The organism is Micromonospora sp. CA-248260, assembly GCF_050942205.1.
Lineage (GTDB): Bacteria > Actinomycetota > Actinomycetes > Mycobacteriales > Micromonosporaceae > Micromonospora > Micromonospora antibiotica.
This window is the reverse complement of sequence record NZ_CP192021.1, coordinates 206492-218906: the sequence shown is the minus strand read 5'-3', so window position 1 is coordinate 218906 and position 12415 is coordinate 206492. Positions and strand designations below refer to the sequence as shown.

The following is a 12415-nucleotide window of genomic DNA, read 5'->3' as shown; positions in this document are numbered from 1 at the left end:
GCTCGCTTCGCTCGCTCATGGGTGCGACCCTATGCAGCACCGTTCCCGGCGGCATGCGTGGGGGATCGCCGCACCGGGTACAGACGGGCCAACGTCAAGGGAAGGAACCAGTCGACATGAGCCAGGCACCGGAGACCGTGGACGGCAGCGGCACCACCGACGGCACGGCGGTCGTGGAGACGCGCGGCAACGAGCGCGTCGACCTGCTCCGCGCCGACACCAACAACGACGGCAAGACCGACGTGTGGGTGGTGGACACCGACGGCGACGGCCGGGCGGACCTGTTCCAGTTCGACACCGACGGCGACGGCAAGGTCGACATCACCATGGTCGACATCGACGAGGACGGCACCCCGGACGAGGTGGTCGACGGCGACGGCGGCCTCCCCCCGGAGCCGCTTCCCCCGACCGTCCAGGTCTGATCCGGACGCGGGGGCCCGACCGGGCCCCCGCTCACCGCCCACCCGCCCCCGGGCCCCGATCACCGCCTGCCGGCCCCGCTCACCGCCCGCCGGGCCCCGCCAGCCGCAGGGTGGCCAGATAGTACGGGGCGTCGCGGTCGTCCACGTCCGTCAGCCGCCACGGGGTGCCCCGGACCAGTTCGGCCAACTCCTCGGCGGAGCAGACGAGGTAGTCGAACCACTCGGTTCCGAGTTCGCGGTAGCGCAGCCGCAACCGTAGTTGCCCGCCCAGGCGCCCCCGCTGCCGGTTCCACTCGTGGTAGCCGGTGTGCACCGGGTCGGTGGTGCCGTACGGGTCGGTGCCGTGCGCGATGACCTGCGCGCCGGGCCGGGCCAGCGCGGCGAGCGCGGCGAGGAACGCCGGGGCCCGCTCCCGTCCCTCGATCAGCCCCAGGTTGTTGCCGAGCAGCAGGAACGTGTCGTAGCGGCGGCCATCGGCGACGTGCTCGTCGACGGTGCCGAGGACGAGGTCGCGGACCCCCCGGTGCCGGCTGACCCGCAGCGCCCCCGGTGAGGTGTCCAGCCCGGTGACCGGTACCCCGCGCTCCTGGAGCACCAGCGCGATCCGCCCGCCCCCGACGCCGACGTCCAGGGTGGCCCCCCGGGTCCGGTCCACGGCCCGGTGGTCGTACGGCTGCCAGTGCTCCGGCCCGTCGAGGTAGTGCGCGGCGGGGGCCCCGTTGACCAGTCCGTCGTCCCGTTCGATGATCTCGATGACCGGTCGGGGCAGCCGTCCGCCGACCAACGGCCGGGGGCCGATCCCGGTGTGCACCGCGTACGCGTCGCGCAGTAGTTCTCCGAACACGTCGCCCAGCCGAGGTTCTCCGGTCACGACCTGCACGTTATCCGGGAGCGGTCGCCGTATCCTGGGCGGCGTGACCGATCTGGACCGCCTGGCGGCGGAGAAGTACGTCCTGCTGACGACGTTCCGCAAGGACGGTCGTGCGGTGTCCACCCCGGTCTGGGCGGTCCGTGACGACGACACCCTGGCGATCTGGACGGTTGCCGACTCGGGCAAGGTCAAGCGGATCCGGCGGGACGGCACGGTGACGGTGGCCCCCTGTGACGTGCGCGGCCGTCCGCTGGGCGAGGCGGTGCCGGGCCACGCGGTGCTCTGTGGGCCGCAGGAGAGCAGCCGGGTGCGTGACCTGCTCAAGCGCAAGTACCGGCTGCTGGGCCGGTTGACCCTGCTCGGCAGCCGGCTGCGCCGGGGCGAGGCGGGAACCATCGGTATCCGGGTCACCGTCGGGCCGTGACCGTCGGCCCGGCCGGTGACCGCACCGACCACGTACATGACTCAGGGGCGGTCGGTCGCCGCTTGCCGCGACGTCCGCCCGCCCCTGAGGTCGAAACGCTCTGACCGGGTCAGTCCCCCTGGCGCTGCTGGGGGATCTGTCCCTGTAGCAACGCCCGCACCTCCGACTCACGGTACCGACGGTGTCCGCCCAGGGTTCGGATCGCGCTGAGCTTCCCCGCCTTGGCCCACCGGGTCACCGTCTTCGGGTCGACACGGAACATCGACGCCACCTCGGCCGGCGTGAGTAGCGGCTCTGGTTCGTGCGTTCGCGATGCCATCGGTCACTCCTCCACATGGATAGACATCGGCCGGGGTCCCGCCGGCCGACGCGTCTCCCATGGTCCGGCTAGTCCCCGATGTCCGACATGGGCCGAACGGCCGAAGGTCCCTAGACGGACGGATGAACCATGCCCGATTTATCTGACTTTTACACGGCAGAAAGTACCTTATTCGGACTCATGATCACGGTTCGTGATGCGTCAACTACGAGACTGTCTCATGGTTGGCGTTGCTACTGGGCGTTTTATGGCTAATTGCACCGCTCCAGCAGCTGGATCGCCCGCCACCTGGCAACCAGCCGGTCATAGGCCGCCGACGCCTCGTCCGCCTCGCCCCGGGAGAGCCCGGCCAGACCCGTCGCCACCAGCTCCGGCGAGTCGTCCCCCGCCAGCGTCTCGTCGGAGAGCAACTGCACGAGGCCGCCGTAGTCCAGCTCGACCACCGAGCGCGGGTGGAACTCCTCCAACCACCGGGCGGCCTCCTCCACCGCCTCGGTGATCGGCGCCTCACCGATCGACTTCTTCAGCACCGACAGCGCCCGGGAGGCCCGTCGCCGGGCCCTGGAGATCTCCGTCCGGTAGCGCAACGCCCGCCGCCCCGGCCGGGTGACCAGGTCCCGCTCGCCCCCCTCGAAGAGCACGAACCACCGCAGCGGTACGCCCCAGGTGGCGATCTGCTCGTGCAGCCTGGGCACCCCGTGCTCCAGCACCCGGGCACCGCTGCGCCAGTCCTCCACCACCGACTTGGCCTGCCCGGCCAGGATCGGCGGGACGAACGCGTCGGCGATCACCGACGGCACCCCTTCGCGGGCGCTCAGCGCCGCCTCGGCGACCCGGACCCGCAGGTTCCAGGGGCAGACCAGCAGAGCATCGTCGATCTCCAGCACGTACGCCTCGTCGGGCAGGTCGGGCAGCCGGGTCCAGCCCGCGCCGAGCGCCGCGATGACCGAGGTCCGTTGCCGACCCGGCCCCTCCAACGGGGCCACCGCCCGCCCTTCCCGCACGTAGCGCCGCCAGTACGACTGACGGTCCCGGTCGAAGGCGGTCAGCGGCTCGTACACGCGCAGGTAAGAAGCGAAGAGCGACGGCACCGCGCGATCCTCCCACGAAACCCGGTGCCGGTGCCGCCGCCGTCGTGCCCGGCCGGGCCGGTGCCCGGCGGGCGGCAGGTGACCCGGTGCCGGGTGGTCCGGCCGGACCGGGGCCGGTCGGCGGCGGACGACCCGGCACCGGGCCCGTCGGGCTACGGCACGGTCTCCGACCGCCACTAGGCTGGTCAGGGGCCGGCACCATCCCCGCCGGCAGCCGACCAGGTCCGCGCCCCACGAGGGCGCACACCGACACAGGAGCGTGCCATGGGCGTATTCGCGAGCACCGACGACCCGGGATCAGCCGGTCACGAGCAGGTCGTCTTCTGTCAGGACAGGCAGAGCGGCCTCAGGGCGATCATCGGTATCTACTCGACCGCGCTGGGCCCCGCGCTCGGCGGCACCCGGTTCTACCCGTACGCCAGCGAAGCGGCGGCACTGGCCGACGTGCTGGACCTGTCGCGGGGGATGGCGTACAAGAACGCCCTGGCCGGGCTGGACCTGGGCGGCGGCAAGGCGGTCATCTGGGGTGACCCGGACCAGCTCAAGAGCGAGTCGCTGCTGCGCGCGTACGGCCGGTTCGTGCAGTCCCTGGGTGGGCGCTACTACACCGCCTGCGACGTCGGCACCTTCGTGGCGGACATGGACGTGATCGCGCGGGAGACGCGCTACGTGACCGGCCGCAGCGTGGAGCACGGCGGCGCGGGCGACTCGTCGGTCCTCACCGCCTGGGGGGTCTTCCAGGGGATGCGGGCCGCCGCCGAGCACGTGTGGGGCACCCCGAGCCTGCGCGGGCGTCGGGTCGGGGTGGCCGGGCTCGGCAAGGTCGGCCGGCACCTGACCGGCCACCTGGTCGATGACGGGGCCGAGGTGGTGGCGACCGACGTCGACCCGAGGGCACTGGCGTGGGCCCGGACCAACCATCCCGGCGTCACCCTGGTCGACGACACCTCCGCGCTGGCCGCCGCCGACATCGACGTGTACGCCCCGTGCGCCCTGGGCGGGGCGCTCAACGACGACACCGTGCCGGCGCTGCGGGCCCGGGTGGTCGCCGGGGCGGCCAACAACCAGCTCGCCCACCCGGGCATCGAGAAGCAGCTCGCCGACCGGGGCATCCTCTACGCCCCCGACTACGTGGTCAACGCCGGCGGTGTGATCCAGGTCGCGGACGAGATCGAGGGCTTCAACTTCGACCGGGCGAAGCTGCGGGCCACCCGGATCTTCGACACCACCCGGCAGATCCTGCGGCTGGCCGACGACGAGGGGGTGCCGCCGGCCGTGGCGGCCGACCGGCTGGCCGAGCGCCGGATGGCCGAGGTGGGCCGGCTGCGCGCCATCCACCTGCGGTGAGCGCCCGTCCCGGGCCTGGCGGCCGGCCGCGCCCGGGACACCGCCCCCCGGCGGCCCACCGGGTCCCGACCCGACCGCCGCCGGGGTGGGGAAACCCGCTCGACAGCATGGGGATTACTTGGCTTTTGGGGGGGTTTGACCGGCGTCATGGGCAGCTCCGGCGATCACCCCTTACCCGGTACAATCGGTGACGGCCGGGTGACTGCGACGCGCAGGGCCGGCAGACGGTAACCCGAGGTGCCGAACGGTGGCATCCCCATGTACCGTAAGAGCCACGAGAGATGCCTGACGTCATCGGGGCCCGCCTTCGGGCTGCCCCGCATTCTGTGCGAGGGGGTCGAGCCATGGGGCGCGGCCGTGCTAAGGCCAAGCAGACAAAGGTGGCCCGGGAGTTGAAGTACCACTCCCCGAACACCGACCTCACCGCCTTGCAGCGCGAATTGGCGAGTGCTGGTGGGAAGTCCGAACAGCACTTCGACGACGACTACAAAGAGTATGTCGACGACGACGACGAGGATCATGCGGGCGACGATCCGGACCCCTGGGCTCCGGCGACCCGCTGACCTCCGGTCACATTGAGCACGCGGCAACTCTCCGCGTGCTCACGCATGTGCCCGACCAGAGCGGCGCTACCACCGACGATCAGGGACCCCGCCGTCCCGGAGCACGCTCCGGCCGATCGGCGCGGTCCCTGATCCCGGCGGCCACCGCTACCCTGCCGGTGCGGTGAACCGTCGTCGCTGGGCTCAACGCGGTCGGTTGTTCCAGTTGTAGAAGGTCGGGATGTTCTCGAAGTGGTTCCAGGCGCACACCGCGCCGGCACCCTCCCCGCCCGACGCCTCCGACCGGGAACGACGCGCGGCGTCAGCCTCGTGGAGCAGGGCGGAGATCTCCCCAGCGGCCTCCCGCACCCGGTCGGCGACCTGGTCCGTGCCAGCCCCGACGCGCTCAGGCGACCGGCGACTCGTGGTCTCGGGCATGCTCCAACACTCCCTCCAATAGGCGGATCTTGCTGTTGCGGCAGTGCTCGGTCTCCGTACCGTCGAACCGCCCCTGCTCGAAGTAGCGGTTGGCCGCGTGGCCACCGCCGCAGAAGCCGAAGTACGGGCAGGACGACCGGCACGCCTCGACACCGGTGAGGAACTCACCCACCCAGTCCGTGCCCGCCGCCCCGGCCAGGATCTCGGCCAGTGGGGTGACCAGCACGTTGCCGCTGCTGAAGTCGCCGTAGCGGGCGTCGGAGAAGCCGGCCAGCTCGGGGGAGAGCACGGTCACCGAGCCGTCGTGCCCGATCGTCGGGATCGGGTCGAGCTGCCGGGGCAGCAGGTCACCCTCCGCGCCGTCGAGCACCGCCGCCGCGTACCGCAACGACCACTCCACCTCCCGCAGGTGCAGCCGCGGTGTCCGCCGCCAGGCCGACACCAGCTCCGCCCAGAACGCGGTCACCGTCGCCGCGTCGTAGGCGTTGCTGCGGGTGTTGACCCCCTCGGTCTCCTCGATGTTCAGGCCGAGGACGTCACAACCCAGGTCGAGGAAGTAGTCGTACAGCTCCGTGGCGAGCCCCGGCGTCGGCCGGCTCACCACCGCCAGCGCCGAGAACGGCAGACCGTGCCGACGCAACGCGGCGATCCCCCGGACGATCCGGTCGTACGCCGGCCGGCCGGCCCGGGTCACCCGCTCCCCGTTGCGGTCGGGTGGGCCGTCCACGCTCACACTGACCCGCACCCCGTGCTCGACGAAGAACGCGCACCAGGCGTCGTCGATCAACGTGGCGTTGGTCTGCACATGGTGCTCGACCCCGGCGGGGAACGGGGCGATCAGCGCGGCCAGATGCTCCCGCCCGGCGGCGAGCGGCTCCCCGCCGTGCCAGACCACCGAGAACCGGCCCTGCGCCGCCCAGGGGGCCACCGCGGCAGCCACCGCCTCGGCCACCGCCACCGGCATCCGCCGGTCGACCGCCCGGTGCGGCAGATAGCAGTACGCACAGTCGAGGTTGCACAGCGTCGTCGGCTGCATCACCACGTACGACGGGATCGTCGCGACGCCCCGCATACCCGTCACGGCCGGGGCCCGAGCAGTCATCGACCCTCCTCCCGCTTGCCCGAAGTGTCCTTCAGGCTAGGCGGCGACGGCCGCTCGGGTGAACCCCCGACCAGTGCCCGTCCGATCAACCCCGACGATCAGCCCCGGGTGTGCTGGCCGATCATCTGGACGTTGCCGGTGCCCTCGATGATCTCGCCGGCCTGCCAGGCGTCCACCCCCCGGCCGGCCAGGGTGGCCAGCGCACGGTCGGCGTCCTCGGCGGAGACGATGGCGAACATGCCGACGCCCATGTTGAACGTCGACTCCATCTCCGGGTCCTCGATCCGGCCCTTGGACTGGATCAGGTCGAAGATCGGCTGCGGCTTCCAGGTGGCCCGGTTGACCACCGCGTCGACGTGCTCGGGCAGCACCCGGACCAGGTTGCCGGGGATGCCGCCGCCGGTGACGTGGGCGATCGAGCGCACCTCCGCCTCGGTGATCAGCTTCAGGCAGTCCTGCGCGTAGATCTTGGTCGGGGTGAGCAGCTCCTCGCCCAGGGTGCGCTGCCGACCGAAGTCGTCGATCACCACGTCCAACCGCATCCGGCCCGCCCCGAGCAGCACGTGCCGCACCAGCGAGTAGCCGTTGGAGTGCAGCCCGGACGAACGCATCGCGATCACCACGTCGCCCACCTCGACCCGGTCCGGGCTGAGGATCTCGCTCTCCTCGACCACACCGACCCCGGTGGCGGAGACGTCGTACTCGTCGGGACGCAGCACCCCCGGGTGCTCGGCGGTCTCGCCACCGAGCAGCGCGCAGCCGGCGTACCGGCAGCCGTCGGCGATGCCCGCGCCGATCTCCGCGACCCGGTCCGGCACGACCTCGCCGGTGGCGATGTAGTCGAGCAGGAACAGCGGCTCGGCCCCGCAGGCCACCAGGTCGTCCACGACCATCGCGACCAGGTCGATGCCGATCGTGTCGTGGATGTCGAGCTGCTGGGCGATGACCAGCTTGGTGCCCACGCCGTCCGTGGAGGACGCCAGGATCGGGTTCTTGTACTTCTTGGTGTCCAGCCGGAACAGGCCCGCGAAGCCGCCCAGGTCACCCATGACCTCCGGCCGCCGGGTCTCCCTCACCTTGGACTTGAGCAGCTCCACCGCCCGGTCGCCCGCCTCGATCGACACCCCGGCGTCGGCGTACGAGACCGAGCGTTTGCGGCTGGTGCGGCTGGTGCCCGCCGTCCAGGGCTGGCGGTCGCCACCGGCGCCGCTCGGGCTACTTCCTGCGCCGCTGCGCTCGGACACGTAGGTCACGGTTCTCCCCTTTGTGGTTCTCGGTGCCGCGCCGACGGTGGCCGGACGGCCCCGGTGTACTACGGGCGGTGGGCGGTCGCGCCGCCCGGAGTGGCGACGAGCGGTGTGTGGTGCTCCGGAGCGTCAGGGGCGTCGGCGACCCGCCGGCCCACCCCTTCGAGCACGTGCTTGCCGATCAGGTTCCCGGCCGGCAGGTCGATCGGGTACTCCCCGTCGAAGCAGGCCCGGCAGAGCCGGCTGCGGGGTTGTTCGGTCGCGGCGATGAGACCGGGGAGCGAGACGTAACCGAGGGTGTCGGCGCCGATCGACCGCCGGATGCCCTCGTTGTCCAGCCCGTTGGCCAGCAGTTCGGCCCGGGTGGCGAAGTCGATGCCGTAGAAGCACGGCCAGTTCACCGGCGGGGAGGAGATCCGGACGTGGACCTCCAGCGCACCCGCCTCGCGGAGCATCCGCACGATCGCCCGCTGGGTGTTGCCGCGCACGATCGAGTCGTCGACCACGACCAGCCGCTTGCCCCGCACGTTCTCCCGCAGCGGGTTCAGCTTGAGTCGTACGCCGAGCTGACGCAGGGTCTGCGACGGCTGGATGAAGGTACGCCCGACGTACGGGTTCTTCATCAGGCCGGCGCCGTAGGTGATGCCGGACGCCTCGGCGTAACCGATTGCGGCCGGCGTGCCCGACTCGGGCACCGGGATCACCAGGTCCGCCTCGACCGGGTGCTCCTTGGCGAGTTGCCGGCCGATCTGCACCCGGGCGGCGTGCACGTTGCGGCCGGCGATGGTGGCGTCCGGGCGGGCGATGTAGACGTACTCGAAGAGGCAGCCCTTGGGCTCCGGCGCGGCGAACCGGCTGGACCGCAGCCCCTCCTCGTCGATCGCGATCAGCTCACCCGGCTCGACCTCGCGCACCACGCTCGCGCCGACGATGTCCAGCGCGGCGGTCTCGCTGGCCACCACCCAGCCGCGTTCCAACCGGCCGAGCACCAGCGGGCGGACGCCGTGCGGGTCACGGGCCGCGTAGAGGGTCGACTCGTCCATGAAGACGAAGCTGAACGCGCCGCGCAGCTGCGGCAGCACCTCCAGCGCGGCGGCCTCCACCGACAGGTCGGGGCGGCTGGCCAGCAGCATGGTCACCAGTGAGGTGTCGTTGGTGGCCCCGTCGTCGAGCAGGCCGCGCTCGGCGACCTCCTTCTGCAACTCGGCGGTGTTGACCAGGTTGCCGTTGTGTGCCAGGGCGATCGTGGTGCCCGAGGTGGTCGAACGGATCGTCGGCTGGGCATTTTCCCAGGTCGAGCCACCGGTGGTGGAGTAACGCGCATGCCCGATCGCCAGATGGCCCCGCAGGCTCTTCAGCGTCGGCTCGTCGAACACCTGGGCCACCAGACCCAGGTCCTTGTAGACCACCACACCCGATCCGTCGCTCACCGCGATGCCGGCGGCCTCCTGGCCGCGGTGCTGGAGGGCGTACAGACCGAAATAGGTGAGATTGGCAACCTCTTCACCCGGGGCCCAGACGCCGAAGACGCCACAGGCGTCCTGGGGGCCGGGTCGCTGGGGGTCAAGGTCGTGGCTCAGCCGGCCATCGCCTCGGGGCACTGCCGCTCCCTCATGCTGGTCTGGACTGGCCTGGCGGAGCCGGGGGCTGCTCCGCGCCTTTCGGCCCTGGACCACTGTCGTCGCCTGACAGTGTACGCGAACACGAGTCAATACAGAAAGTCACGATCCCCCTCCACCCAGTCACCCGCTCGCGCCTAACGGTGCAGCTAGAGCGGCAGATGGTCGGTGAGGTCCGCCCGGTTTCCGCTCACCTGTACGCGACCGTCCGTGACCGCCTGCGCCCACGACAACCGACCGGTAGCGAGCGCCAACCAGGTGTCCGGCGCCATCTCCACCACGTTCGGCGGGGTGCCCCGCGTGTGTCGCGGACCCGCTACGCACTGAACTGCACCGTAAGGTGGGACACGCACCTCCACCGATCGGCCGGGGGCACGCTCCGCGAGGACGGTCAGAAGGGTACGGACCGCCTCCCGATACACCGGTCGTTCGGGCGTACGCCCCTCATCGAGCGCCGTCAGCGCCGCCAGCACCGCGGCGGACTTAATGTGCGGAGAGGACACGACGGGACGATACGACCCCCGACTCTCGGATGCCACGCTGGCCCCTGGGTCGCGCCGATCCGGTCAGACAAGGCATAGTTGCCGACGGCGTATTCGTACCGTGATGATCCCCGGCCCCCGCCGGGGAGGTCAGACCGGAAGGCGGTTGACGTGTCAACACACCGACGTGCCTGGACGCAGCGGGCCGGTGTGGTCGTAGCGCTGGTGGCCGGCGCCCTGCTCACCGTCCCCGCCACACCCGCTTTCGCCGCTCCGAGCGTCACCAACGTGTCGGCGTCCCCGAGCTCCGTCGAGGCCGGGAAGTCCACCCGGGTCAACTACTCGCTCACCGTGGGTGACGACTCCCCGGTCGACGTCTCTGTCACCTCCAGCAACGGCAAGCTCCGCTGCGTGGACGGTTGCGGTCGCACCAAAGTCGACCAGAGCGGCGGGTCCAGCGCCACCTTCAGCCTCGCCGACGACGCGTCGAACGGCTCCGCCACCATCACCGTCAAGGCCGTCGACGCCAACGGTGCCGAGAACTCGGCCAGCACGACCGTGACCCTGGTGGCCAAGGCCGCGCCGCAGACCACCGCGCCGCAGGACAAGCCGACGGTCAAGTCGATCTCCGGCAAGGTGGTCGTGACGGCCACCGGAGACGCGGTGCCCAACGCGGTGGTGGGCTTGGAGGATTCCACCGGCAAGCAGTTCAACACCACCAGCGACGGCAGCGGCAACTTCCGGATCACCGGGTCCAGTGCGAACCCGATCGCGCCCGGCTCGATGGTCCTCGGTGCCAGCAAGGACGGCATCGTCGCCACCAAGCCGATCAGCGCGGGGGCCGGGCAGAGCCTGAGCAACCAGCGGATCAGCCTGGCCCTGAAGGTCGAGGTGAGCCCGAGCGCCACCCCGTCGACCACGGCTGAGGCGACGCCGACGGACGAGACGACCGGGGAGACCACCGCCGAGGAGACCACCGAACCGACCGGTGGGCAGCAGCAGGCGGCGTCCCAGGACGACGACAGCGGATTCGGCTCCTTCCTGATCATCCTGCTCGGCGGCCTGCTGGTGGCGGCCGGTGTCGGCACCATCGTGCTGCTCTGGATCCGCCGCAAGAACGCCGACGACGGCGACGGTCCGGCCGGTGCCGGAGCGGCGGGCGGCGTCCCCGGTCCCCGCAGCCCACGCGGCACCGACGACCAGACCCGGGTCGTCAACCGGGTCGGTGCCGGCCCCGACCCGACGATGGTCGGCAGTTCCGCGCTGAGCGACGCGCCGACGATGCTGCAACGACCGGTCGTCGACGACGTCCCGCCGGACCCGTACGCTGCGCCGCCGCAGCCCTACGGCGCACCGCAGGACAACTGGGCCGGTGCCGGCGGCTACGGCGAGGAGCCCGCCGGCCAGGCCGGCTACGGCCAGCCGGGCGGTTACGGCAACGCGCCCGCCTCCGGTGGCGGCTACGGCGCAGCCGGTGCGGCAGGAGCTGCCGGCGCGGCGGGTGCCTACGGTGCGTCGCCCGCACCGGCTGGTGGCTACGGCAACGCGCCCGCCTCCGGCGCCGGCTACGGCAACGCCCCGGCCTCGGGCGCCGGCTACGGCAACGCCCCCGCCTCCGGCGGCGGTTACCGCGACGCCCCCGCCTCGGGCGGTGGCTACGGCGGTCGCGACTACGGCGCGACGGCCGGTGCCGCCGGCTATCCGGCGCAGGAGCAGGCCGGCGGTTACGGCGGCGACCGCTACGACGAGCCCACCGGCCGGTACACCGGCGACAGCACCTCGTACGCCCCGGCGGCCGACCCCTACCCGACCAGCACCTACCAGCCGGAGCCGGACGCCTACGGCCAGTCCGGCGCGGCCGGTTACGGCCAGCCCGAGCAGGGCGGCTACGGCCGCGGCGGGGAGCCGACCGGCGGTTACCCCGGCGGCGGCTACGGCCAGCAGGCCGGCTACGACTCCGGTCCGGCCCAGGGCTACGGCGGCCAGCACGGCGGGTACGACCAGCCCACCGGGGGCCACCAGAGCGGCTACGACCAGCCCGCCGGGGGCCAGCAGGGCGGGGGTGCCCACCAGGGCGGCTACGACCCTCGTGGCGGCGGTCAGCACGGCGGCTACGAGCAGCGTGGTGGCGCCCACCAGGGTGGTTACGACCAGCCCACCGGGTACGACCAGCAGGGCCCGGGCTACGACCAGCAACCCGGCTACGGCTCCCCGCAGGGCGGGTACGGCCAGACCGGTGGTTACGGTGCCGAGCAGTCACCGGGCGGATACGGTCAGGAGCCGCCGCCGCAGCGCACCGGCGGGTACGACCAGCAGGGTTACGACCAGCAGCAGGGTGGATACTACGGCGACCAGCCCCCGGCCGGCCGCGACCAGCCCCCGGCCGGACGGGCCCGGCCGGACGGGCCGGCTGCTCCGGAGCGCGGCGGACGCCGCCTCGACTGGTTGGACGACTGACCCACCGACGACACCGACGACTGCGGGCCGCCCGACACACCGGGCGGCCCGCAG

At 72.1% G+C, this 12415-nt stretch carries 13 protein-coding genes; 5 read left to right on the top strand and 8 right to left on the bottom strand.

The genetic code is table 11. From position 1 onward, the window contains the following. The first annotated feature begins 116 nt into the window (after positions 1-116). Entirely contained in the window at positions 117-422 is a 306-nt protein-coding gene (locus ACQP2H_RS01040; protein ID WP_208565360.1) for a hypothetical protein, read from the top strand. A gap of 79 nt (positions 423-501) precedes the next feature. Here ACQP2H_RS01040 and ACQP2H_RS01035 read toward each other — a convergent pair whose 3' ends face one another. After that, the gene (locus tag ACQP2H_RS01035; protein ID WP_208565359.1) at positions 502-1293 is read right to left on the bottom strand and encodes a class I SAM-dependent methyltransferase; all 792 of its coding nucleotides are present in this window, start codon (positions 1291-1293) and stop codon (positions 502-504) included. A 43-nt stretch (positions 1294-1336) separates the two neighbouring features. Between ACQP2H_RS01035 and ACQP2H_RS01030 the strand changes: the two genes are divergently transcribed. Next, complete coding sequence (locus tag ACQP2H_RS01030) at positions 1337-1717, top strand: PPOX class F420-dependent oxidoreductase (protein ID WP_208565358.1); 381 nt, start codon at positions 1337-1339, stop codon at positions 1715-1717. A 109-nt stretch (positions 1718-1826) separates the two neighbouring features. On the opposite strand, the gene ACQP2H_RS01025 is transcribed toward ACQP2H_RS01030, so the two are convergent. Together ACQP2H_RS01025 and ACQP2H_RS01020 are read right to left on the bottom strand one after the other, a co-directional pair. Continuing rightward, positions 1827-2036: a BldC family transcriptional regulator gene (locus ACQP2H_RS01025; protein ID WP_007073996.1), complete on the bottom strand. Its 210-nt coding sequence runs from the start codon at positions 2034-2036 to the stop codon at positions 1827-1829. Between the two features lie 251 nt (positions 2037-2287). Next, positions 2288-3127, bottom strand: a complete 840-nt coding sequence (locus tag ACQP2H_RS01020) for a hypothetical protein (RefSeq protein ID WP_219465593.1) — start codon at positions 3125-3127, stop codon at positions 2288-2290. A 264-nt stretch (positions 3128-3391) separates the two neighbouring features. Here ACQP2H_RS01020 and ACQP2H_RS01015 point away from each other — a divergent pair, with 264 nt between their 5' ends. Beyond that, the gene (locus tag ACQP2H_RS01015; protein ID WP_219465591.1) at positions 3392-4474 is read left to right on the top strand and encodes a Glu/Leu/Phe/Val family dehydrogenase; all 1083 of its coding nucleotides are present in this window, start codon (positions 3392-3394) and stop codon (positions 4472-4474) included. Between the two features lie 344 nt (positions 4475-4818). After that, positions 4819-5037: a DUF3073 domain-containing protein gene (locus tag ACQP2H_RS01010; RefSeq protein WP_208565355.1), complete on the top strand. Its 219-nt coding sequence runs from the start codon at positions 4819-4821 to the stop codon at positions 5035-5037. A 183-nt stretch (positions 5038-5220) separates the two neighbouring features. Here ACQP2H_RS01010 and amcA read toward each other — a convergent pair whose 3' ends face one another. The 5 genes from amcA to ACQP2H_RS00985 form a co-directional block, all read right to left on the bottom strand. Next, entirely contained in the window at positions 5221-5454 is a 234-nt protein-coding gene (gene amcA / locus ACQP2H_RS01005) for a multiple cyclophane-containing RiPP AmcA (protein WP_219465589.1), read from the bottom strand. Continuing rightward, positions 5423-6526, bottom strand: coding sequence for a cyclophane-forming radical SAM peptide maturase AmcB (gene amcB, locus ACQP2H_RS01000; protein WP_219470523.1), 1104 nt, complete (start codon positions 6524-6526; stop codon positions 5423-5425). The genes amcA and amcB overlap by 32 nt, the downstream gene beginning before the upstream one ends. A 128-nt stretch (positions 6527-6654) precedes the next feature. Continuing rightward, on the bottom strand, positions 6655-7809 hold the full coding sequence (gene purM, locus ACQP2H_RS00995) for a phosphoribosylformylglycinamidine cyclo-ligase (RefSeq protein ID WP_219465588.1): 1155 nt from the start codon (positions 7807-7809) through the stop codon (positions 6655-6657). A 59-nt stretch (positions 7810-7868) separates the two neighbouring features. Continuing rightward, positions 7869-9404, bottom strand: coding sequence for an amidophosphoribosyltransferase (gene purF, locus ACQP2H_RS00990; RefSeq protein ID WP_204958527.1), 1536 nt, complete (start codon positions 9402-9404; stop codon positions 7869-7871). A 167-nt stretch (positions 9405-9571) separates the two neighbouring features. Next, positions 9572-9895: a sterol carrier family protein gene (locus ACQP2H_RS00985; protein WP_372443957.1), complete on the bottom strand. Its 324-nt coding sequence runs from the start codon at positions 9893-9895 to the stop codon at positions 9572-9574. 180 nt (positions 9896-10075) lie between these two features. Between ACQP2H_RS00985 and ACQP2H_RS00980 the strand changes: the two genes are divergently transcribed. Further along, positions 10076-12361 (top strand): carboxypeptidase regulatory-like domain-containing protein, encoded by a 2286-nt coding sequence (locus ACQP2H_RS00980; RefSeq protein WP_433230492.1) that lies wholly within the window; start codon positions 10076-10078, stop codon positions 12359-12361. Positions 12362-12415: the final 54 nt, after the last annotated feature.